Source organism: Alteribacillus sp. HJP-4, assembly GCF_042139015.1.
Classification (GTDB): Bacteria; Bacillota; Bacilli; order Bacillales; family Marinococcaceae; genus JBHIKY01.
In genome coordinates this window covers 1-22,161 of record NZ_JBHIKY010000019.1, presented here as the reverse complement: position 1 = coordinate 22,161, position 22,161 = coordinate 1, and the positions used below count along the sequence as shown (strand labels likewise).

Below are 22,161 nucleotides of genomic sequence, written 5' to 3'. Positions count from 1 at the left end.
ATAGCAATGGAAAAGAAAATATATGACATGGCTGGGATCGGTATAGGTCCGTTTAATCTTGGGCTTGCTGCACTTATCGAACCATTGGAAGACTTAGAGGCAATCTTTTTTGAACAAAATACAGAATTTCAATGGCACCCTGGAATGCTTCTCGAAGGAACTGTGCTGAATTCTTCATTTCTTGCGGATTTAGTGACCTTTGCTGACCCCACAAGTCCTTACACCGTTTTAAATTATTTACATAAGCATAATCGGCTTTTTCAATTTTATTTTTATAAAAAAATGAACATCCCAAGAAGGGAATATAATTCGTACACTCGCTGGGTTGCATCTCAGCTCCCTTCATGCAATTTCGGAAGCCGTGTGATAGACGTGATTGACCATCCGGAAAAAGGCTGTTATGAAATCGTTATCCAGAATGTCGAAAACAAAGAAAGAAATGTTATATTTGCGAAGCATATCGTAATTGGAACAGGAAGCACACCACTATTTCCCCCAGGGATAGAAGAGAAATTAAACGATGACATTATTCATACAAGTTCCTATGCTTACAAGCAAAATGACTTAAAGGATTCGGAAAGTATCACCATCGTTGGCTCAGGTCAAAGTGCGGCAGAAATTTTTCTTGATTTATTACAGGATCAAAAGTATTTTGATTACTCTTTGGCATGGATGACACGATCAAATCAATTCTTCCAGAGTGAATCTGCAAAGCTTGCCAGAGAAGTCTTTTCTCCAGATTACGTTCGTTACTTCCGTGGACTGGATTTTGAAAAAAGAATGGATGCCCTGCCTGCATTAGATCAAGGCCGGAAAGGAATTGAACAGGATACATTAATTAATATTTACGACCTGCTATATCACCGCTCTGTTGAACGTGAAGACCCTAAAGTGATCTTACAGGCCATGACCGAGCTGCAGGATGTGGAACAAAAAGGAAAAAATTACGAGATAAGCTTTATACAATGGCAGTCCGGGGAAAACTTTAGGCACCATTCGAATAAAGTAGTGCTTGCAACTGGTTATAAACCAGGAGTTCCAGAATGGTTAAATAAATTTAAGCCGCTGATCGAGTGGGAGAACGAGTCTCACTATAAAGTAAATGAAAAATACCGGCTTGAATTTAAGAAGCATCGTCCGCATCGTATTTATATGCTGACAGGTCTCGATCATTCCCATGCGACAGCCGCCACAAATTTAGCATTATCGGTTCTTCGGAATCAAACGATTATCAATGATATCAGTGGACATGATGTATATCCTCTTCAAAAAGATGTTATTTTTCAACAATTTCAACCTAAAAAGGATTAGCGAATAATCCCACGGCACAATGCGCATAATGGAAAACAGGAACTATTTAATAAAATTTCTAGGTAACAGAAAGGGAGTAAACTATGAACAAAAAATTTCTTTTTTCCGCATTGGCCGGGGTATTAGCTGTAGGTATGCTCACTGCATGCGGTGGAGCGGGAGACGAGCCTGTAGAAGACCCAGGTGAAGAAGATATGGAAATGGAAGAAGAGCAGGATATGCAGGAAGAGAAGGATTTTGACCAAGAGATGGAAGAAGATCCCGCAGAAGAAGAGTAAGGAAATTAGAACTGGCCCCTGATTCAGGGGTCTTTTTTTTGTTTTCTGTTTAATTTTTTGTAAAATAAGAAGAAAGAGCTCCACCTGAGAGGAGGGCATGGCGTTGAAATGGTATGAGATTTTAGCAGCCTTCTTTCTTCCGGGATTTTTTTGTTTTTGTGCTATGATTGTGACTATCTGCATGCAGTGGATGCTTGAAAAAGATGCCTCTGCGATTCAACCGCGACTCGTTTTTCACGGCGTGAACATTATGTTCAGCCTGATGATCTATGGAACTGCATCGATTGTGTTTCATGGAATGGCGTTGAACGCAATACAAGAATACGGGTGGGTTCAATTTTCTTTAATCGCTTATGTATATCCTCTGCCTGTCATAATTACTGTTTATATTTTATTATCCCCCTTGTTTCGAGCTTTTCTAAAACCTTATATAACAAACAAAAATAGCAATGTGATTTATTTAAAAAAGAGAAATTATAAAAAGTAATAAAAAGGAAGTGCTACTTTGGCAAAAAAGAAATATTATGTGGTCTGGGAAGGAAAGCTGCCTGGCATCTATTCCTCATGGAAGGAATGTGAGAAACAGGTAAAAGGATTTCCAGGGGCCAGGTTCCGTTCCTTTCCTACGCTGGCGGAAGCAAATAAAGCATATCGAGAAGAAGACCAGGCTGACATCAAAGTTTCCGACTATGGTGAGAGTAAACCTTACATAGAAGAAAGTATTTCTGTAGATGTCGGATCAAGGGGAAACCCTGGATTTGTCGAATACAAAGGAGTTTATACAAAAACCGGTGCTGTTGTTTTTGAACACCCTGGCGTAGAGATGGGAACAAATAACATGGGAGAGTTTCTGGCTATCGTACATGCTCTCGCTTACTTAAAAAAGAAAAACAGTATTATTCCAGTTTACTCTGATTCCATGACCGCGATAAAATGGGTCCGCCAAAAAAAAGCCAATTCGAGCTTAAAGAGAACAAAGCAGACAGAAGAGATCTGGCAGTTGACAGAGCGTGCAGAAAAATGGCTGCAGACAAACTCATGGAAGAATCCATTGTTAAAATGGCAGACAAAACAATGGGGTGAAATTAAAGCTGATTATGGTAGAAAAGGGTGAGAGTGGATGAAGCATAAGGAATTGATACAATGATACAGCTAAGTGTACTTGATCTAGTACCAGTTTCTGCCGGGATGACCTCACAAACAGCCCTTCAAAATACCACAGAGCTCGCTGTAAAAGTAGAACAGCTGGGCTATACCCGATTTTGGACAGCTGAACATCACGGGACCTGCAGTTTAGCTGGTTCAAGCCCGGAGGTTCTGATTCCGCACCTGGCTGCAAACACTAATAGCATGCGCATCGGAGCAGGTGGAATTATGCTGACTCACTATAGCCCTTATAAGGTGGCGGAGAACTTTAAAGTATTGGAGAATCTTTATCCAGGTAGAATTGATCTCGGAAGCGGCCGTGCTCCGGGGGGGATGCCGCTCGCAAGCAGAGCATTAAATAATGGCGGCCAGAGAAAAAAACATCAATACTCCCAACAAATCGATGAGCTTTTATACTACTTGAAGGATTCGATTCCGCAAGATCACCCTTACTTTGGACTTAAAACAACTCCTGCCACAGCCATTCCACCGCCGGTTTGGCTGCTAGGCTCCAGCATTGGCAGTGCAAAGCTGGCTGCGCAAAAAGGTCTTTCATTTTGTTTCGCACATTTTATAAATCCAGAGGAAGGATTAAATGCAGCTAATTATTACCATACTAATTTTCAACCGACTACCGGCCAAGAGCGGCCAAAATTAATTTTGGCGGTGTTTGCCATAGCCGCGGAAACGGAACAAAAAGCAGAAATGCACGCAATGGTACTCGATCATCTTTTATTATCAGCGGATAAAGGCGAGAGATTGAGTTCTGTTCCATCCTTTGAAATGGTAAAGAATATTGAATATGAACCTTATGAACTGCGTCAGATTGAGCGGAACAGAGAGAGAATGATGATAGGAACCCCCAATCAAATAAAAAAACAGATTCAGCAGATCTCTGAGCTCTACAGCACAAATGAAATAATGATCGTAACTATCACTCACAGCTTTGAAGATAAGATTCGCTCCTACGAGCTGATAGCTGAACAATTTTTGGATTAGGCATATGTTTAATTGGAACCCATGCGGGTAATGTCTTATTGTGCGATGAAATTCCATGAAGGAGTGAAATATATGAGTAAGAAGATGGCTGTTGTTATGACAGATATGTTTGAAGACTCAGAGTATACAAGCCCGAAAGAAGCTTTCGAAAAAGAAGGTCATGAGCTTGTTGTTATTGAAAATAAAAAAGGAAACACGGTTAAAGGAAAAAAAGGTGAGGCTGAAGCATCTGTGGATGCAGCAATAGATGAAGTAAGCCCGTCTGATTACGATGCATTATTAATACCAGGCGGTTTTTCACCTGACATGCTTCGGGCAGATGATAAATTTGTTTCCTTTGCAAAATCATTTGTAGATGATAATAAACCTGTATTTGCGATCTGCCATGGTCCACAGCTTCTCATTACTGCTAAAGCTCTTGAAGGTAGAAAAGTCACCGGGTTCAAATCTATTTTAGTGGACCTTGAGTATGCAAAAGCAGACGTGCACGATGAGGAAGTAGTTGTGTGCCACAATTTAGTCACCAGTAGAACCCCAGACGATCTGCCGGCGTTTAATCGAGAATCTTTAAAACAGTTACAATAACACTCTCAAGAAGACAGTCCATTGGGACTGTCTTCTTGCATGAAGCAAATGTATAGAGTACTCCTTAGACGGTAGGGCTGGAGCGACGGCACTGAAAGTGAAAATCTATCGCGAGCATGATAACTGCAGGATAGATAATGCAGTGGTATAATAATCATCCACACGGGAAAAGAAAAGAGGGGTCTCAATGAATCACGATATTCATAGAGCTGTCTTTGCCGGCGGCTGTTTCTGGTGTATGGTTGGACCATTTGAACAAAAGGATGGAGTTAAATCCATTACAGCGGGATATACTGGTGGACACAGTGATAATCCAACGTATGAAGAGGTTTGTTCTAATACGACAGGACATGTCGAGGCTGTACAAATAGAATATAACCCGGCTGAAGTAACATTTAACGAGTTATTGAAAATTTTCTGGCGCCAGATTGATCCGACCGATCCAGGTGGACAATTTAATGACAGAGGAGAGTCTTACACCACAGCTGTCTTTTATTATGACAAAGAGCAGGAGGAAGCAGCCCGTGCTTCCAAAAAAGAGCTGGAACAACAGGGGAAGTTCACAAAACCAATCGTAACAGATATCCGCCCTGCAACGCCATTCTATCCTGCTGAAGAATATCATCAAAATTATCATAAAAAAAATCAATTTCATTATTCTATGTATAAAAAAGGCTCTGGAAGAGATGGATTTATTAAACAGAATTGGGGGGACCAGACATGACGACAGGGAAAGAAGAGCTGAAGAAAAAATTGACTCCGATTCAATTTGAAGTAACTCAAAACAATGGGACAGAGCGTCCTTTTGATAACGAATATCACGATTTGAAAGACGAAGGAATTTACGTAGATGTTATCTCCGGAGATGCACTCTTCAGTTCAAAGGATAAGTACGATTCAGGCTGCGGCTGGCCGAGTTTCACTAAGCCGCTTCAAGAGGATCACATTGAGGAAAAGTTCGATACGAGCTTTGGAATGCGCCGCACGGAGGTCCGGAGTAAACCTTCAGATTCTCATCTTGGTCACGTATTCGAAGATGGACCTCCCCCAACCGGGCTCCGTTATTGCATTAATTCTGCATCATTGAAATTTGTCCCAAAAGAGAAGCTTAAAGAGGAAGGCCTGGAAAAGTATATTCATTTATTTGACTAACTTAATTCCCGTTTTTAGTTTAAAAATCACTGCAGCAGGGTAACATTTACAGTGGACACAAATTGAATACTGATTAATCCATCAGGGTTGAATCCCGCATCTAAAAATCTTTATATTTTGCAACTGACATTAAAGGAGGTATCCTGACATGGATCCGAAAATGGAAGAATTAATTAATGGACTTAACGAAGATTTATCAAATGAGTATGCTGCTACAGTAATGTATACGAACTATGCTGCAGTAGTTTCCGGTTTATACCGTCAAGTACTGAAGCCGTTTTTTGAAGGTGAAATTACCGATGAGCAGGGTCATGCCCTTTATTTAGCAGAAAAAATTAAGACCCTTGGTGGTACTCCAACTACGAAAGTGGCTGACGTTAAGCAGACAAGTGATGTGAAGACTATGCTCCAGACTGCCCGTCAATCAGAAATTGACACAATTGAACGTTATAAAAAACGTGTCCAGCAGGCAGATGAATTAGGATTAATTGAGCTTCAACTAAAGCTCGAAGACTTAATCGCCGATGAAACTGGCCATATGGAAGAAATGGATCGTTTGTTGGATGATCCACGTTTACAATAATAGAAAATTTTAGCTGCTTTCCTCTAGAGGAAGGCAGCTTTTTTGAAATTCATGCGTTGTAAACTGGTCGATGGAGTGGAAACAATCGGGGGAGCGGGTGAAAACTGAATGGAACACGGATAAACGAGTGGATGGCGTGGAAAAATCAATGGAGTGCGTGATAATCCAGGTAGAGCGTGATAAACCGATAGAACACGCGAAAACCGTCAGAGACCAAATCTACATACGGAATTCATAGCAGAATAGACGCTGAGCAGCAGTGAAAAACACTTTGATGAGCGAAAAATTGAAAATCATCAGCGAAAAACCAATTATTGCTTTTAAAAGTGCATTATTAAGTGTATATTCAAGCTTGAAAATATTGAACTGGGTGCAGATGGAGCAGAAGACATGTGCGCACTCCAATATAAGGAGAGACAATATGATTACTGAGAGGTATGTCCAAGAATACATAAAACGCTATCAATTACCTGTAGATGGTATGACATATCAATGGGATGTGATCCGAAAACCACAGCAGCCAGATATATTTTTTCAGCTGTTCACACCTCCTAAAATAGACAGGACAGTGCTATTTCTCCATGGCTACTTCGACCATGCCGCGACCAATGCTGCATTTATTGAATATTTATTAAATAAAGATATACGGGTGGCTGTGTTTGATCTTCCCGGTCATGGATTATCAGAAGGGAAGAGACATGAAATTTCTTCCTTCCAAACGTATCAAGTTTCTCTGCATGAGGTATTAGCTTATTTAAAATCGTTGAACATAACTGAACTCGCAGCAATTGGACATAGCACAGGCGCAGCAATTCTTGCAGAATATGTACTATTAAACGGCCAGTCATTTCAAAAGCTCAGCCTCATATCTCCATTGCTGCGCACCAGTCAATGGTGGACCAGTAAATATGCAGCACCTCTTATTCATATGTTTTCAAACGAATTACCTCGAAAGTTCAAAGCAGGAGCAGTAGAAGAAGAATTTCTCCATCGTTTGAAGAATGATCCCCTGCAAGGGAAAGCAGTTTATTTAAACTGGGTGTCTGCACTCGTTAAATGGGAAAAAAAGTTTAACGGCTACACTGGTTCATTCCAGCCGGTTCAAATTCTGCAGGGCACCAAAGATACAACGGTAAGCTGGAGGCAGAATATGCTCCTTTATAAAAAACTATTTCCTGCAGCAGAGCAAATCCTGATTGACAATGGTCGGCATCATCTTTTGAATGAAAAACCAAGCTTAAAAGATTTGACCTTTCATCTTCTTCTGCAATACCATTTGAAAAGCTCTTGAAGTAGGGCTTTTATTGATTTGCACTGCTCTCAGCGGTTCCTCCCATTCCTGTTTCTGGCATCTCTGATGGCATCATCTCCTCAGATGGTGTAGAAAGTACAACTGCATCAAGCTCTGGCTCCTCTTCAAGTTCTGTTCCAGAAAGTTCAAGTACTGCATCTTCACTGCCTGTCGGAAGGACCTCCAGATCATACGTTCCAGCTTCAACCTCTTCATACTGCGTTACTTCTTCAAATGCTGCATCTTCAAATAGAATATTTCCGTCTGCTGCCACGTCAACATTCGGGGCATACGGGGAGAAATGAGCTGCATTAACTTTACCATCCCTTCAGACACTTCCATCTCATCTTCCATTACATTTAGGCTGAGGTTATCTACGGTATTAATAGCTGATGCTGTATAAGCCTTTCCTACTTCCACACTAAGCGTTTCTTCAATTACCGGATACTCCTTCCATGCCTTCTTCGGAAGGATAAATCGCTACTTCATGATCGCCTTCAGGCAGATCCATGTAATCGGTGGCATCTTTAAATTCGGCATCTTCAACTACTGCTTCATCATTCACATACACATCGACTGCTGGAGCATCTGGGGAAGCATGCAAAATCCTTACCATCCCCTCTTCTTCTCCTTCATGGTTGTCTGCTGAAGCAGCTCCTCCAAAAACTCCAAAGACGAGAGCCCCACAGCCGAGAAAGAAACAACCAAAGTAAACGAGACAATTCAAGCATCATCTATTGAAAGCTATACACCTGCAGCTGTTGAAATACCCGCAATTAATGTTGAAGCGCCAATTGTCGCTATGGGACTTAGAGAAGATGGAGCGATGGAAGTTCCCGATAACGGCGAAGAAACTGCCTGGTTTGAACCTGGTAAGGCTCCGGGAGAACGAGGGAATGCGGTTATCGCCGGGCATGTAGATGATAAGCAAGGTCCGGCTGTTTTTTTCGATCTCGAACATGTAGATCCAGGAGATGAGGTAATTATTACTGATAAAAATAACACCAGACAACTTTTTACTATTACAAATAAAGAGAGTTTTCCTTATCAAGAAGCTCCACTTGAAGACATTTTTGGTTATTCGGGAAAGAAGCAAATAAAGTTAATAACCTGCACCGGTGAGTTTGACAGGGATGCCGGAACCCATGAAGATAGACTTGTCATTACTGCTGAGCTTAACAAATAAAAAGGAGCCCGGATAAAAAATCGGCTCCTTTCTCTTTTTACTTGAAGAAGAAATATTATTACCCGGCGAAAAAGCCAAGTTTTTTATTCTTTTTCCTGTGAATCAGAAACGTAGACTTCTTTTGCTTTTCTATCGTCTAATTTTTCTTCAATCTTTTCAATGGCTGATGGATCGTTAAGAAGTTCTTTTTTATTTTCATTAATTAATTCTTCAAGTGTTGAACGTATTGGTTTTCTCATCACTCTCATCCTTTACATTTTGATTCTCTGCTCCCCATATACATCATATCCTAAAAAAATCAGTTGTGGGGCATTAAAATGTTAATATTTTTTGAATAATTTTTATAATTGGAAAATTATGATTATGTTAGCGCTTACAATTTTAGTGCCTATTTACAAAAAAAGTTCTGTTTGCTACAATTATAAATAAATTTTTCTGAATATTCGTTTACTAAATGGAGGGAGAGAATGTGACGGTTTCTCAAAAGAAAAAGATTGCAAGCATGGAGAGAGAAATTGAAATATTAAATGCTGAGCTGAAGCAATTGAAAAACCGCAGGGAAATCACTTTTGAAGAAAAAGAAACTGATTTCTTCATATCAGAAGTGTATAATTAAATATGTGATTTTCTTGAATGTTTAGCATTTTGTTAGGCATTCTATTTTTTTGCTTTAACTTAACTATATGGCTTTCGAGAATGTTGAAGTATTGCCCGTGGTAAAGAAAAACATTTGTAAAAGGGGACAGGTGACATTGCCCAATCTCGAAGTGAAAATTGAAGGGATCCATCAAATTACTCTACCGACCCCATATAAGGTAGGCCCTGTTCATGTGTATTTATTGGAAGGAGAGAAATTGACCCTCATTGATGCCGGCCCGGACACGGACGAGGCGTGGTCTGTTCTAATCGGTGAATTAGAAAAGAAGGGCTTTCTTTATACGGATATTGAGCAGATAATACTTACTCACCACCATCCCGACCATACAGGGAGCATTTATAGATTTGCAAATTCGGCTGTTATTAAAGGTCACTGGAAGAATAAATTTTGGCTTGCTCAGCAGACACAATTTTATGAAAACATAATTTCCTTTTTTGAAAGTTACTACAAGGTATCAGGTTTACCCGAGACTCTAATTCGTAAAGCCCATAATGATTTGTTGCAATACATTAAACCTGAAGAACCAGTAGACTTGGATTTCGAGCTACAGGAAGGAGACGAAATAGAAGGAACAGAAGGCTGGAGTGTCCTTGAAACTCCAGGACATGCTCATAGTCATATCGCTCTTTATCATCAAGAAGCAGCAGCTCTTATAGGTGGAGATACTCTGCTGGCGGAGATTTCCTCAAATGCAATAACAGAGGCCCCATATCCCGGAGAGACAGATAAAAGTAACGAGATGCTTCAGTATCGGGATACATTAAGAAGAATCTTATCATTTTCCCTAAGTGTCGTATATCCGGGGCATGGATCTAAAATCACCAGGGTCGACAGCTTGATTAATAAAAGAGTACAGGCTCAAGAGAAGCGCGCTGATGAACTGTATGCTCAATTAAAAATAAAAGGGCCACAGACATGCTATTCCATATGCTGTGATTATTTTGGAGCGTTATCCAGCCAACAGCCTTCATTAACTATGTCAGAAATTCAAGGGCACTTAGATTTATTAGAAGCTTGGAATAAAGTGGAGGTAACTAAAGTAAACAGCCAAAATATTTATAGCGTTATTGATGAATGACTATTCAGTCACTCTGGTCTTTCAAATTTTATGAATATTAACTGCAGATTTGTGGTATCTAGTATGATATAGGATAAATATATTGAATCGGACGTTGGAGAAAGGTGGAGAAAGAAGTGGAACAAAAATCAAAGCGCGGCCTGCAGATAGGCCTTGCGGTTAGTGCATCTGCAACTATGTTATTTTTGATGAGCAATCGTTCTACACGAAATAGAATTGTAGGTGGTACAAAAAAAACTGCGGGTACAATTAACGAGGTAAGCCAATTTCTATCTGAAAATCGTGAAGAAATAATATCTCAACTTAGAGAATCCTCGAATCGATTATCTGAATTGTTAAAGTCCGCAAGTGCAGATGTGGAACAAATATCAGCAAGAGCAGCACATCTAAAAGAAACGACAGTGCATGTGAAAGAAACAACACAGCAAACAGCACGTGATATAAAGAACTTAAAGGAATCAGAAGAAGGGGAGGAATCTAAGCAGCTGGAAAGTAATTCGAATGTAGAAAAACTGCCTACAGGCGAAAATATGTCTTCTTAGTAATTAGGACCCTTTTCCAATTTACGGAGGGGTCTTTTTTATTTTGGTTTAAAAACAAGTTTATGGACATATTTTTTCGGTAATAAGCGTTGTACATTCCAAATTTGTTTGATGGAAAGGAACGATGTGAAATAACTTTACGTAACGACCTTAATAAATATAACAACACCCACGATGAAACCGGAATATTAACGATTTATCTGAATACTGATTTAGGTGAGGGTAATCAACAAAGCGGAGAATGGAAAATTAGATTAAAAAATGGTCTCAAGAAGCTGAAAGAATACACAGAATCAAGTGGATCAAAGGATGAACAGAAAGCTTACAAAAAGCTCGCAGATGAAGCTAACCAACGTATTTACGATTTACAAACCGATATGCAAAAAGCGCTGATCTTTATAGCGTCTGCAGACGGGGAACTACGTGCTGAATATATCCTTCAGGTACCGGTGGAAACCGAGTTTCATTGGGAAAAGAAACCAATAGTAACGCAGCTGCAGGATATGGAGTCTAAATTTCCACCAGCCGGAATAATAATGGTTCAGCAGCGCGATGTTATTTTAATGGATACTGCACTTGGTGAAATTAATGAGGAAAAGAGATTCAGCTGGGAATTTGAATCCGAGGACTGGAAGCAGTATAAAGGAAATGCTTCCAGTGATAGAACGAGTTCCGGAACAACACAGGTAGATGAAGTACAGCAGCGTTTTGATGAAAATAGACTTCGCTGGTATAAAAGCCTAGCCCCGATGCTTGATAAAGAAATCAAGAAAAGGGGGCTGCAGGGTGCTTACCTTGTGGGTAACAAAGAAGCTGTCAGAGATCTCGAAAAGCATCTTGGAACAAAAATTTTGGATGTTATCCCCAAAAATCTTATATCAAAACCGTCACATGAGATACTTAATCATGTGTATGGTGAGAGTGTCAGATAAAGCCGGTCTCCACCGGCTTTTTTCAATTTTTTATTCTTTATATGAAGGGTCTATAGGGTGGCTGCTTTTAAGAAATTGATATGTTAGACGTCAACCGTTTACTGAGTTAAGATAAAATAGCAAACAAAAGTTGAACTTGTAGTGACTGGAGCGTGGAAAAAAGTAATGAAATTCTTAATGAAAGAAAACGGTTTTGAGACAGAAGCAGAATTTGGAACACTGCAGGTCTCAGGAAATGAAACATATGGTTTTCGTCCGTACCAATTACTTGTTTCCTCCGTTGCCGTGTGCAGTGGCGGAGTACTTAAAAAAATTATGGAAAAAAGACGCCAGCCTGTGTACGATATTAAAATTGAGGCAGACGTAACCCGCAACGAGCATGGTGCTCAGGAAGTTCAAAAAATTCATCTCCATTTTAACATTTGGACAAAAGGTTTAACCGAGCAGCAAATGGAGAAAAACCTGATCTTAACGAGGAAAAATTGTTCAATGGTTCAGTCAGTAAAGGATAGTATTGAAATATCGGAGTCTTTTGAACTGCATACGAGTTGATTTTTTGGAAATGAAGCAGCGCAGGATTGGAGAGAGAAAGCTTGAACAAAAGCAGCACCCAGATAGACTTTACTGAAGGAAGTATTATGAGAAAAATGATAATTTTCTCATCACCTATTTTTCTCGGTAATTTATTACAAAGCTCATATCAAATCGTAGATAGTTTATGGATAGGGAATCTGCTCGGTGCCGCCGCTTTGGGAGCGGTCTCTATTTCAGCGGCTGTCATCTTTACAATATTGTCATTTATTATTGGTATTAACAGCGCAACACTCACGGTCCTTTCCCAACGAACCGGCGCGAATGATGAAGAAGGTTTAAAAAAATCATTAAATGCTTTTGTTTTTGTCCTTGGATTGCTTTCAATGCTGCTAGGTATCATTGGTTATATCATGGCTCCATATATTCTGCAGTGGATGGGTACTCCTCAGAGTATTTTGCCAGTGGCGTCAGCTTATTTAAAAATCAATTTCATAGGTATTACTTTTTTATTTGGATATAATTTTATTGGCACGGTATTGCGGGCAGTTGGCGATAGTAAGACACCGCTGCGTTTTATTATGCTTGCTGTTATCTTAAATGCAATCCTTGATCCTTTATTTATCGCTGGACTTAACATGGGGATGGAAGGTGCAGCTTATGCGACTGTCATATCGCAGGGGAGCGCTTTTCTTTTTGGAATTATATATTCTTCAAGAAAAAAAGGTCTGCCTTTTACTATTCCAACTGTGCCTCCGCTGGAAGAGTTCAAAAGAATATTTAAGCTCGGACTGCCATCCGGCTTATCAATGGTTGCTATTTCTGGTGGTGTGCTCGCAATTATGACTGTGGTTACCTCTTTCGGAGAAACAGTCGTGGCGGGATATGGAGCTGCTCAGCGCATGGACAGTTTAATTATGCTTCCTGCAATTACGCTTGGTTCAGCTATCACAAGTATGGCCGGGCAAAACATTGGAGCAGAAAAATGGGATAGAGTAAGGAATATAGCTAAGAGTGGAATAATTCTAATATTGATCGTATCGGTCACCATCAGCATGATGATTTTTCTAGGGGCTGAATTTTTAATGAAGATGTTTGTTGAGGATTCAGAAACTGTCCAATTTGGGGCAGAATACTTGAGGCTTGTTGCTTTCTTTTATCCATTTTTAGGAATTAATTTTGTTTTAAACGGTATCGTAAGAGCATCAGGAGCGATGTTTCAGGTCCTGGTATTAAATATAATTTCCTTCTGGCTGCTTCGTTTTCCTTTAGCCTGGCTGTTTTCTGCCATTTTCGGAGAGAGGGGCATTGCCCTTGGAGTTGGTGCAAGCTTTATCGTCAGCAGTATAATTGCGGCATTTTACTATATTTTTGGAAGATGGAACAAAATTGATATCTTTGAAAGAGAAGAGAAGAACGGCCAAACAGGAGAGGATTCAACTTGAGCACGCCGATACATGACAAGAATAAGCAGATAATCTATTTACAGCAGCGTCTTCAACTTATTCAAGAGATGCTGGAAAATCTAGATCCAGTTCATTCCGGCACTGATGACTTGCAGCGGCTGGAAGCAATGTTTGAACAGCTGCAAATAAAATTAAAACAATTTAAACATGACTGGGAGTGAAATGTTCTTTTATGGACATTTATTTTATCAGACACGGTGAATCAGAGGGTAATAAAACAAAAAAGCTTCAAGGCACAGATAACTATCCGCTAACTGAAGTTGGCGTGGAACAAACGATTAAGCTTGCAGAGGCGTTACAAAACATGACGGCGAATGTCATTTGGAGCAGCGATTTAACAAGAGCCCACAAGACTGCTGAGGCTGTGCTTCATCATCAAGATGCCGCGTTAATAACAACTGAGCTCCTTCGTGAGATTCATTTAGGTCCACTGCAGGGAAAAAATCGTGAGGAAATTGTCCGTGAATTTCCTCACCTGGAAAATAAGGATCTGCTTCTGTCTGGACTGGATGGGGCAGAAACAACGGAGGACATTACAAATAGGTGCAAAGAGCTGTTAGCAGGGCTCAGAAAGTTGGACAGGGACGATACTGTTCTGCTCGTATCGCATGGCGGATTTATTAGTATTTTTCTCGTATTTATAATTGCAGGGGATAAATGGCCGGCGGTGCACCGCCCATTTCGGATCAGTAACACCGGAATCACAAAGCTTACCTTAAACGATGATATAATTGCCATTGATTTTGTAAATCATGACCATCACCTTTTATAATTCGTTTGGAAGTCAATCTTTCCTAGTAGCATCAATTATTCTTATTTAAGGTAAAATGAGGCAGGGACAAAAGTAAATTATTTATTGCAAAATCCAGACGATTCTCCTGAATCTGTCTGGATTGTTTGTTTTTGTTCATTATGAGTTTTCAACATATGCTCCGTCAAAACACTTCGTTTTCCGCGGGAACTGCTCAAGCCTACATGGCAGAAAGAACACTGCCTGTCGAGTCTTGAGACACCCGCGACGCAATCGCAAATATTAAGATAACAGCAGCTGCTAAAATTGCAAATAATGTAATGGGATGAGGCAGTTTATTTCCGGTAAATTCAACGAATTCAAGGAAACGCTGCAATATACCTCGTTTTTTATTTGATTTTTAAATTTTTTTAAAATAATTTTCTTTTTGAAAAGGTAAATATTATCAGTATGAATGGCATACAACTGTTTAAGCTAAGAAAAAAGGAGTTAAGCAGGATGTATATGAATCGTTTTATACAAAATATTATATTAACGTTATTGATTTTTCTATTGTGCTTTTCTCAAACGATGGAAGCAAAAGAAATATATCATTGGAATTTCAAACCTGCATCCAATAATAAGCCAGCCGATACGGAACCGTATTACAAGCAGATACTTGAAAAACATGATGGTTTTTTTATAGGCGATACAGATGAAAAAGTACTGTACCTTACATTTGATAATGGATATGAGAATGGATATACAGAGGAAATGCTTGATATTCTGAAAGAAAAAAAGGTCCCGGCCACATTCTTTGTAACCGGCCATTATTTACGTTCAGCCCCTGATTTAGTAAAACGAATGGCTGACGAAGGTCATATTGTCGGCAACCATTCCTGGAATCATCCAAGTCTTCCAGCCTTGTCGGATGAAAAGATAACCAAGGAATTAAACAGTGTAAAAAAAGAGTATCAACGTATCACCGGAGATAAAAATATGAATTATCTACGGCCGCCACAGGGTACCTTTAATGAAAACTCAATTAAAAAAGCGAGGGAACTTGGATATCTTCATGTTTTTTGGTCATTCGCCTATGTAGATTGGGAAACAAACAGTCAAAAAGGAAAGCAGTACGCTTATGATTCAATAATGAAACGAATTCATCCAGGCGCTGTTATGCTTCTTCATACGGTTTCTTCAGACAATTCAGCGGCATTGGGCGAGGTTATTGATGAATGCCGGAAGCAGGGATATCGATTCGGCAGTATTGATGAAATTGCTTCGGAAAAAGCTCTTGAAAATATTACCCCTTAATACCATAAAAAAAGAAGCCTCCTATAAGAGGCCACTGAAAAACTTCAGGGTCTTTGAAAAGTAGAATTTTAATAAAGCGGACTGTGTGGGATTTAATTTCCATACAGACCGCTTTATGTATTACTGTCATTGTACAAAAAAGAGAGTGACTTTCTTTTATAAATCAAAGAAAATCACTCCTTTTCGTTTTACCTTTGTTGATTCCACGATGAGCGTTCGGTGGTGAGGCCGTGCCCGCGGCAAGCATCCACCGAAAACGATTTGTGAAAAACCACATCAAAAGTTAACAGCTCTTTCAGATTAGAAAAAACATTTTCAGTGGCCACTCCTATAAGCCCTCTTTTTTATATAATCTTTCCGAATTCACCAGCGATTTCCTTGAGAGTCGAGACATCTGTTACATCGAATACAATCCAGCCTTTACTTTTAACGACCAGAACTCCTTTTTCTGCACCGTTTTCACCAGTAATTGAGAAGGCCAGCTGACTTTGCAATTCTTCTTCACGTCCTTCGGATGAAGCACTTGCCATAAGTCTGGTTTCTTCTCCTTCATATACATAAACCCCTGCCCAATCAATGTATTCGACTTTATCACATAGTGTATGTACAGTCCTTGTTAAAACTGTGCTTTTGCTGCCATCCTTGAACAGATCCGCGAGAATTTGAATCGATGCAAGGTCGGTGGAGATAGACAATGAATAGCCCCCTTTTCTTTTTCTCCTTACATTTTATCAAATGATGAAGATAATTCGTGCTAGTAAGTTTAGGAAATATTTAAGGAGATGATATAATGTAGCAAGGCAGAACAGGGAATTGAGTGATAATAATGTGGACAGTGAAAGAAAATTTGACAAAAGGCTATAATGCAGTGAGCATGTTGAAGCGTCTGAAAGATGAGCCTCTTCATCATATCAATCTTGAGAAAGCTCTTATTAAAATGCCGATGGAGGACGGACATAACAAAGAAGCTGTTACTATTATATTTAATGAAGATACTGTTACTTTAAGCGGGGATAAAACTGACGCAGATAAAGCTGTTGCAAAAGCTCGGAAAGTATTCAACTGGAAAAGAGACTTATTCGATATACATAATCACTTTAAACAAACAGATCTTAATCCTCTTTTTGAACAATTTCAGGGGACGCCGCTTGTAACGGAATTTACTCCATACGGATGCCTCATAAAAACGATTATTCACCAGCAGCTGAACATGGCATTTGCATATACTTTATCCACCCGTTTTGTTCAGACTTTCGGAGAAAAGCATGGAGATGTCTGGTTTTACCCGGAACCGCACATTACAGCTTCATTGGAACCAAAAGATTTAAGAGAATTACAATTCAGCGGACGTAAAGCTGAATACGTTATAGATACGTCCCGAAAAATAGTAGATGGAGAATTGAATTTAGACACTTTTTCAGAAAAAACTGATGAAGAAATCATTCGTACTTTGACTTCAATTCGAGGGATCGGGCCATGGACAGCAGAATGTTTTTTATTATTCGGCCTTGGCCGTGAAAACTTAATGCCCGCTGGAGACATAGGAATTCAGAACGGCTTAAAGGTGCTATTAAATATAGACCAGAAGCCTACAAAGGATGAAATTTATGACTTGGCAGATCAATGGAAACCTTATAATAGCTATGCTGCCCTCTATTTATGGCTGAGTACCGAGCAAAACAGATAGGAGTTTCGAGCAATGAAAAAAGATAAGCAACACTCAAAGGAACTAACGGAAGGATCTGAATTTCCTGTCACGGTAAAAAGACTTGGGATTAACGGTGAAGGAGTAGGTTTTTTTAAAAGAAAGGCTGTGTTTGTGCCAGGCGCTCTGCCGGGAGAAGTTATAGTGTGTAAAGCAGTGAAGGTTTCCACTAAACATATTCTTGCAAAAGTGAAAAAAATACGCCAATCCTCCCCTGAGAGAATAAATGCGCCATGCCCTGTTTATGAAAAATGTGGAGGCTGCCAGCTTCAGCATTTATCTTACCAGGGGCAGCTACTGGGAAAAAAAGATATGGTGGTCCAAGCATTTGAGCGCTATGCCAAAAAACACCGAGTTTATATTAAAGATACAATTGGTATGGAGGAACCTTGGTATTATCGAAATAAAAGCCAATGGCAGGTACGCAGCGAACACGGAACGACAAAAGCAGGCTTATTTGCGATGAATTCAAATAAACTTGTGGATCTAACAGGACCTGGCTGTATGGTGGAGGAACCATTATTAAATAAAATTTCAAAAACAGTAATTGAAATAGCCAAGGAATTAAGGCTGCCTGTTCACCATCAAAATAAAAACAAGCAGGGACTGAGGACGATTGCAGCAAGAATATCCACTGCAGCTGCAACAGCCCAGCTAACGATAATTACGTCTTCGCCTGAGCTCCCAGAGAAGCTTACGTTAGTAAAAAGAATCCGAGAGCGACTTCCGGAAGTAGTATCCATCTTTCATAATGTGCAGCCCACCAGCTCATCTGTCATATTTGGGAAAAAAACGAGGCACCTATGGGGTGAAACAACAATTAAAGAGTCGCTTAAAGAGCAGTCATTTAATTTATCTCCACATGCATTTTTTCAATTAAATCCACGCCAGGCTGAAGTACTATATGAAGAAGCAAGAATAGCAGCTGATCTGGATGGAACCCAAAAAGTTATAGATGCTTACTGTGGAACTGGTACTATTGGATTATGGATGGCTGGAAAGGCAAAAGAAATCCGAGGAATGGACACTATTGCATCAGCGGTTAACGATGCAAATGAGAACGCGGCTGCCCATGGTTATTTACATGCAAAGTTTTATAATGGGAGAGCAGAGGAGATTATTCCAAGGTGGAGCCAGCAAGGCTGGAATGCAGAGGTGATTATTGTTGACCCTCCACGGACAGGCTGCGCTAATAGTCTACTGAAAACAATTGTAAAAACGAAGCCAAAGAAGTTCATATATGTCTCCTGTAATCCATCCACTCTTGCAAAAGATGCAGATTTCCTGTTAAATAATGGCTTTGAACTCACTTATATTCAACCAGTCGATATGTTTCCGCAGACAGCTCAAACAGAAGCAGTGGCGAAATTCGTTTTAAAATAAGAAAAAAGTGGTGAATGAATTGCGTGACATTAGTGTGACGGCAATTAATGAAAACGAATCTTTAATTATGGCAGCCGATTTCGCTGCAGGTATAGGTATGCTGAGGAAAGATCAGGTCGAAGCGGATGTGCGAATACTAGCGTCATACACCGCTAGAACAGCATTCATGGAATTAATTACTGCTGGTGGTGCACCTAAATCTGCAGCTATACATAACGGTTGCGGAGCCGGAGCATGGGAGGAAATTATAGATGAAATAAGAAAAACAGCGGTTGAAAGCAGATCAGGATATATTGATATCAGCGGGAGTTCAGAAACGAATATGAAACTGATTCAATCCTCGCTCGGCGTAACAGCTGCCGGAGTGGTCAATAATAAGAATCTGCGATTAAAAAGAACGCCGCCACATGCAGAATTTGCAGCGATCGGCATTCCATTAGTTGGCGAAGAAGTACTGAAAAATGAAGAACAGGCCGTTACCTGGCCTCAGGTTCTCGATCTGTTGAACATAGAAGGGATATATGAAGTGGTGCCATGTGGATCAAGGGGAATTATACATGAATTAGGGCTGCTCCAGGAAACAAATGGGATCTACCAAGCATTGAAACCCACAGCACAAATTGATTTAAACAAATCATGCGGACCTTCGACCAGCGTTCTGATAAGCTATCACCCTGATTGGGAAAAGAAACTGGCGGACGATTTTGATTCTAAATTTCATAAAATAATTTACCAATGAACAAACAAAGTAGTGTACACTGTAGTAGGTATATTGCCGTAGAAATTGCAATGCATTGAAAGGGGTTACTTTCATGGCGATGACAGCATTGACCCTGTTTTTTATATGCGCTGTACTCAGCGTTATTTTTTTATTTATGCTGATAATTTTGTGGAAGCAGCAAAAACAAAACAAATATCTTCAGACTATATTATTTGTCAGTACCACTGCTTTATGCGGTCTTTCCTTTGCTGTCTTTTGGGTGACAGCTGAGGATACAGGGCAGCATAATGCAGGCGGGCAGTCAGAGTCCTTTGAATCGATCGAAGAAGCTGTTCCAGCTGTTTTGGAGAGAGAAAACAATTTGAAAGAGTACGATTACGGCCCTCCAGTAATAGAGACGAAAGTATTTGAAGAGGAGGGGGTAATCGAAGCTTCTTTAACAGCGAAAGATAACGTGACAACTGACTTAATCCGTTCCGCTTTATTAAATTCTTCCGCTGACATTTTTGAAGACCTTCTTAAATCTGATGAAATTTCGACAGTTAAGCTGCATTGGTATTTTCCAACTGAAGAAGACGGAGAGCCGGAAAGAATTGTTTCCTTAACAGGAAAGGGTGATTCTTCCCGATGGAGAAATGTAACGGAAGAAGAAATCATAGCCCGAACGGAAGATTACTGGGAACATGAAAAGCTCGGTTGATAAAAAACAGCCCCTTAATAATGGGCCACTGAAAAACGGAAGGTCTTTGAAAAGTAGAATTTTAATAAAGCGGTCTGTGTGGAATAATTAATTTCCATACAGACCGCTTTTCGTCTAATTTCAAGTGCCGTGGCCAGCATCCACCGATAAGCGATTCGTGAGAATTCACAACAATCGTTAACAGCTCTTTCAGATAGAAAGGACATTTTCAGTGGCCTCCTTAATAATAGAGCTGAATTTTTTATAGAATGAAGCTGAATCTATTATATTAAGTAAATTTAAGTATTTATGAATGAATATAAGTATAATCATTGATTATTTTTAATATATAACTTAAAATTAACTACATAATCTGTAAGGAGAATGAACATGTATCAAGAAGAACGAATGGAGGCTGTACTGAAATATTTAGAAAAAAATAAAAAAATGAGTATTCAGGACATGTGCGAACATTTTGGAGTATCACGAGATACTGCAAGGCGGGACACGGTCAAGCTTACTGAGAAGGAGGCAGTCGTCCGAACGCACGGTGGTGTAATGCTTCCAGGTTTAATCACCTCTTTAAAAGGCTACACGGAAAGACTCGAAAAATCAGCAGAAGAAAAGATGAAAATAGCAAACACTGCAGCCAAGCAGATAATTCAGGAAGAAGTCATAATGCTTGATGCTTCTACAACTGTTCAATTTACATCAGAACTGGTGAATGTTTCTCCATTAACAGTTATTACTAATTCAATTGTAAACGCCGAAACCATAACAGAAAAAAGAAATATAGACATTCACCTTCCTGGAGGAAGACTCAACGTGGTGCACCGCTTTTTATACGGCAGCAGTACTGTTGAAAAAATTCACCAGTTTTATGCGGATAAAGCATTTATTGGGGTAATCGGTATTTGTAATGATGGATTGTATTATGCCCATGAAGAGGATGCTGCCGTAAAAAAGGCAATGGCGGAAAGGTCTGAGACCGTTTATGTACTGGCGGATTCTACAAAGTTTGGCAAACGCCATTTTATTAAAGGATTAGACCTTGAGGACGTAGATTGTATTATTACTGATAAGCAGCCTGGAGAAGAGTTGGCTGCAGTTTTTCAAGAAAATGGAATTAAGCTTTTAATAGCTGATTCATAAATTAGGGTATCAGCGTAACCTGTAATAGAGGGCGTTATGATACGGGAAGGCTTCTATTTTCAGTAGATGCCTTCTTTTTTATATTTTTTTCGAATCCTGAACTGCTGCTAGTCCACATGCGTGTAACTTTAAGCATTGCGAATGAGTAAGTAGACAATGAGTCCAATGATAGGAAAAAAAAGTGTGCCGATAAGTACGACAATCGCGTATTCCTTACTGTTGCCTTTACGAATGGCATCTTTGTAAGCCCATACACTGGTAAGAATGTTTAGTAATAAAATGCTAAGAAGAAATAGCATCACTATTCCTCCTAAAAATCCAAAAATACCTAATGCCTCCATGTCGTTCACTTCCTTTTTTATACTTAACTACGTAATTGTTGACAAATTTGTTTCATTAACATCGCATCAAGCCCGCCAAAATAGGGCAGTACTCAAAACTACAATTTTTGAGTACTGCCCCTTTAAGTGTGCCAGGCATGCGCACACGCTATAGGGTTTAAGTCCCGAACGGTGAAGTGTCGTTGTAGCCGTTAGCCAAAGGCAAGGGTGTCCATCGTGAGGTGGAATCTGAAGGAAGCTGGAGGCAAATCTCCGATCCGAGGAACACGAATCTCATACCAGGCTGTCCTTCTTGGATGAGACTGCTTAACAAGTCAAAGTCCGAACGACCAAAGGGACGGGCAGTTAAATGAGGCGGGTACATGGAGAGGAAGTCTGTGCGCTTACCCGGGGAG

General features: G+C 39.8%; 31 protein-coding genes and 1 pseudogene. 25 read left to right on the top strand and 7 right to left on the bottom strand.

Annotated features, from left to right (window positions below; genetic code table 11):
- Positions 1-6 precede the first annotated feature (6 nt).
- The 10 genes from ACE4RR_RS15815 (at position 7) to ACE4RR_RS15770 (ending at position 7,345) form a co-directional block, all read left to right on the top strand.
- On the top strand, positions 7-1,311 hold the full coding sequence (locus ACE4RR_RS15815; protein WP_375536400.1) for a lysine N(6)-hydroxylase/L-ornithine N(5)-oxygenase family protein: 1,305 nt from the start codon (positions 7-9) through the stop codon (positions 1,309-1,311).
- Positions 1,312-1,394: 83 nt separating this feature from the next.
- A complete protein-coding gene (locus tag ACE4RR_RS15810) occupies positions 1,395-1,589 on the top strand; it encodes a hypothetical protein (RefSeq protein ID WP_375536399.1) in 195 nt (64 codons plus the stop codon).
- 103 nt (positions 1,590-1,692) lie between these two features.
- Entirely contained in the window at positions 1,693-2,076 is a 384-nt protein-coding gene (locus tag ACE4RR_RS15805) for a hypothetical protein (protein ID WP_375536398.1), read from the top strand.
- A gap of 18 nt (positions 2,077-2,094) precedes the next feature.
- Positions 2,095-2,703 (top strand): ribonuclease H, encoded by a 609-nt coding sequence (gene rnhA / locus ACE4RR_RS15800; RefSeq protein WP_375536397.1) that lies wholly within the window; start codon positions 2,095-2,097, stop codon positions 2,701-2,703.
- A 29-nt stretch (positions 2,704-2,732) separates the two neighbouring features.
- Entirely contained in the window at positions 2,733-3,734 is a 1,002-nt protein-coding gene (locus ACE4RR_RS15795) for an LLM class flavin-dependent oxidoreductase (protein WP_375536396.1), read from the top strand.
- Between the two features lie 72 nt (positions 3,735-3,806).
- Positions 3,807-4,319, top strand: a complete 513-nt coding sequence (locus tag ACE4RR_RS15790) for a type 1 glutamine amidotransferase domain-containing protein (protein WP_375536395.1) — start codon at positions 3,807-3,809, stop codon at positions 4,317-4,319.
- Between the two features lie 187 nt (positions 4,320-4,506).
- Complete coding sequence (gene msrA / locus ACE4RR_RS15785) at positions 4,507-5,043, top strand: peptide-methionine (S)-S-oxide reductase MsrA (RefSeq protein WP_375536394.1); 537 nt, start codon at positions 4,507-4,509, stop codon at positions 5,041-5,043.
- Positions 5,040-5,471 (top strand): peptide-methionine (R)-S-oxide reductase MsrB, encoded by a 432-nt coding sequence (gene msrB, locus ACE4RR_RS15780; protein WP_375536393.1) that lies wholly within the window; start codon positions 5,040-5,042, stop codon positions 5,469-5,471. Before msrA ends, msrB begins: the two co-directional genes overlap by 4 nt.
- Positions 5,472-5,619: 148 nt before the next feature.
- Positions 5,620-6,054, top strand: a complete 435-nt coding sequence (locus ACE4RR_RS15775) for a ferritin-like domain-containing protein (protein WP_375536392.1) — start codon at positions 5,620-5,622, stop codon at positions 6,052-6,054.
- Between the two features lie 421 nt (positions 6,055-6,475).
- Positions 6,476-7,345 carry an alpha/beta hydrolase gene (locus tag ACE4RR_RS15770; protein WP_375536391.1) on the top strand — a complete coding sequence of 290 codons (870 nt, stop codon included), beginning with the start codon at positions 6,476-6,478 and terminating at the stop codon, positions 7,343-7,345.
- Between the two features lie 10 nt (positions 7,346-7,355).
- Here ACE4RR_RS15770 and ACE4RR_RS15765 read toward each other — a convergent pair.
- Together ACE4RR_RS15765 and ACE4RR_RS15760 are read right to left on the bottom strand one after the other, a co-directional pair.
- A pseudogene (locus ACE4RR_RS15765) lies at positions 7,356-7,652 on the bottom strand (DUF4397 domain-containing protein); the annotation flags it as partial.
- A gap of 126 nt (positions 7,653-7,778) precedes the next feature.
- Positions 7,779-7,961, bottom strand: a complete 183-nt coding sequence (locus ACE4RR_RS15760; protein ID WP_375536390.1) for a DUF4397 domain-containing protein — start codon at positions 7,959-7,961, stop codon at positions 7,779-7,781.
- A 105-nt stretch (positions 7,962-8,066) separates the two neighbouring features.
- Between ACE4RR_RS15760 and ACE4RR_RS15755 the strand changes: the two genes are divergently transcribed.
- Positions 8,067-8,531 (top strand): class F sortase, encoded by a 465-nt coding sequence (locus tag ACE4RR_RS15755; protein ID WP_375536447.1) that lies wholly within the window; start codon positions 8,067-8,069, stop codon positions 8,529-8,531.
- Positions 8,532-8,614: 83 nt separating this feature from the next.
- Here the strand turns inward: ACE4RR_RS15755 and ACE4RR_RS15750 are convergent, their stop codons facing one another.
- Positions 8,615-8,770: an FbpB family small basic protein gene (locus ACE4RR_RS15750; RefSeq protein ID WP_375536389.1), complete on the bottom strand. Its 156-nt coding sequence runs from the start codon at positions 8,768-8,770 to the stop codon at positions 8,615-8,617.
- Between the two features lie 230 nt (positions 8,771-9,000).
- Between ACE4RR_RS15750 and ACE4RR_RS15745 the strand changes: the two genes are divergently transcribed.
- The 8 genes from ACE4RR_RS15745 to ACE4RR_RS15710 all read left to right on the top strand — a co-directional run bounded on the left by ACE4RR_RS15745 (position 9,001) and on the right by ACE4RR_RS15710 (position 14,510).
- Entirely contained in the window at positions 9,001-9,147 is a 147-nt protein-coding gene (locus ACE4RR_RS15745) for a hypothetical protein (RefSeq protein WP_375536388.1), read from the top strand.
- 97 nt (positions 9,148-9,244) lie between these two features.
- Positions 9,245-10,267, top strand: coding sequence for an MBL fold metallo-hydrolase (locus ACE4RR_RS15740; protein WP_375536387.1), 1,023 nt, complete (start codon positions 9,245-9,247; stop codon positions 10,265-10,267).
- 116 nt (positions 10,268-10,383) lie between these two features.
- Complete coding sequence (locus ACE4RR_RS15735) at positions 10,384-10,809, top strand: hypothetical protein (protein WP_375536386.1); 426 nt, start codon at positions 10,384-10,386, stop codon at positions 10,807-10,809.
- Positions 10,810-10,898: 89 nt separating this feature from the next.
- Positions 10,899-11,741 (top strand): VLRF1 family aeRF1-type release factor, encoded by an 843-nt coding sequence (locus ACE4RR_RS15730; RefSeq protein ID WP_375536385.1) that lies wholly within the window; start codon positions 10,899-10,901, stop codon positions 11,739-11,741.
- Positions 11,742-11,906: 165 nt separating this feature from the next.
- Positions 11,907-12,293: an OsmC family protein gene (locus tag ACE4RR_RS15725; protein ID WP_375536384.1), complete on the top strand. Its 387-nt coding sequence runs from the start codon at positions 11,907-11,909 to the stop codon at positions 12,291-12,293.
- 86 nt (positions 12,294-12,379) lie between these two features.
- Complete coding sequence (locus ACE4RR_RS15720; protein WP_375536446.1) at positions 12,380-13,717, top strand: MATE family efflux transporter; 1,338 nt, start codon at positions 12,380-12,382, stop codon at positions 13,715-13,717.
- Positions 13,714-13,899, top strand: coding sequence for an SE1561 family protein (locus tag ACE4RR_RS15715; protein ID WP_375536383.1), 186 nt, complete (start codon positions 13,714-13,716; stop codon positions 13,897-13,899). Before ACE4RR_RS15720 ends, ACE4RR_RS15715 begins: the two co-directional genes overlap by 4 nt.
- Before the next feature lie 11 nt (positions 13,900-13,910).
- The gene (locus tag ACE4RR_RS15710; protein WP_375536382.1) at positions 13,911-14,510 is read left to right on the top strand and encodes a histidine phosphatase family protein; all 600 of its coding nucleotides are present in this window, start codon (positions 13,911-13,913) and stop codon (positions 14,508-14,510) included.
- Positions 14,511-14,709: 199 nt separating this feature from the next.
- On the opposite strand, the gene ACE4RR_RS15705 is transcribed toward ACE4RR_RS15710, so the two are convergent.
- A complete protein-coding gene (locus tag ACE4RR_RS15705) occupies positions 14,710-14,865 on the bottom strand; it encodes an AbgT family transporter (protein ID WP_375536381.1) in 156 nt (51 codons plus the stop codon).
- Between the two features lie 128 nt (positions 14,866-14,993).
- Here ACE4RR_RS15705 and pdaA point away from each other — a divergent pair, with 128 nt between their 5' ends.
- Positions 14,994-15,785, top strand: coding sequence for a delta-lactam-biosynthetic de-N-acetylase (gene pdaA / locus ACE4RR_RS15700; protein ID WP_375536380.1), 792 nt, complete (start codon positions 14,994-14,996; stop codon positions 15,783-15,785).
- Between the two features lie 344 nt (positions 15,786-16,129).
- Here the strand turns inward: pdaA and ACE4RR_RS15695 are convergent, their stop codons facing one another.
- Positions 16,130-16,480, bottom strand: coding sequence for a GAF domain-containing protein (locus ACE4RR_RS15695; RefSeq protein WP_375536379.1), 351 nt, complete (start codon positions 16,478-16,480; stop codon positions 16,130-16,132).
- 131 nt (positions 16,481-16,611) lie between these two features.
- Here ACE4RR_RS15695 and ACE4RR_RS15690 point away from each other — a divergent pair, with 131 nt between their 5' ends.
- The 4 genes from ACE4RR_RS15690 to ACE4RR_RS15675 all read left to right on the top strand — a co-directional run bounded on the left by ACE4RR_RS15690 (position 16,612) and on the right by ACE4RR_RS15675 (position 20,294).
- Positions 16,612-17,472 carry a DNA-3-methyladenine glycosylase family protein gene (locus ACE4RR_RS15690; RefSeq protein WP_375536445.1) on the top strand — a complete coding sequence of 287 codons (861 nt, stop codon included), beginning with the start codon at positions 16,612-16,614 and terminating at the stop codon, positions 17,470-17,472.
- Positions 17,473-17,484: 12 nt separating this feature from the next.
- Positions 17,485-18,873, top strand: coding sequence for a 23S rRNA (uracil(1939)-C(5))-methyltransferase RlmD (gene rlmD, locus ACE4RR_RS15685; protein WP_375536378.1), 1,389 nt, complete (start codon positions 17,485-17,487; stop codon positions 18,871-18,873).
- 19 nt (positions 18,874-18,892) lie between these two features.
- Positions 18,893-19,612, top strand: a complete 720-nt coding sequence (locus tag ACE4RR_RS15680; protein ID WP_375536377.1) for an ATPase — start codon at positions 18,893-18,895, stop codon at positions 19,610-19,612.
- 73 nt (positions 19,613-19,685) lie between these two features.
- On the top strand, positions 19,686-20,294 hold the full coding sequence (locus ACE4RR_RS15675; RefSeq protein WP_375536376.1) for a hypothetical protein: 609 nt from the start codon (positions 19,686-19,688) through the stop codon (positions 20,292-20,294).
- A gap of 14 nt (positions 20,295-20,308) precedes the next feature.
- On the opposite strand, the gene ACE4RR_RS15670 is transcribed toward ACE4RR_RS15675, so the two are convergent.
- Complete coding sequence (locus ACE4RR_RS15670) at positions 20,309-20,500, bottom strand: hypothetical protein (RefSeq protein ID WP_375536375.1); 192 nt, start codon at positions 20,498-20,500, stop codon at positions 20,309-20,311.
- A 163-nt stretch (positions 20,501-20,663) separates the two neighbouring features.
- Between ACE4RR_RS15670 and ACE4RR_RS15665 the strand changes: the two genes are divergently transcribed.
- Complete coding sequence (locus tag ACE4RR_RS15665; protein WP_375536374.1) at positions 20,664-21,425, top strand: DeoR/GlpR family DNA-binding transcription regulator; 762 nt, start codon at positions 20,664-20,666, stop codon at positions 21,423-21,425.
- 128 nt (positions 21,426-21,553) lie between these two features.
- On the opposite strand, the gene ACE4RR_RS15660 is transcribed toward ACE4RR_RS15665, so the two are convergent.
- On the bottom strand, positions 21,554-21,724 hold the full coding sequence (locus ACE4RR_RS15660) for a PLDc N-terminal domain-containing protein (RefSeq protein ID WP_375536444.1): 171 nt from the start codon (positions 21,722-21,724) through the stop codon (positions 21,554-21,556).
- Positions 21,725-22,161 lie beyond the last annotated feature (437 nt).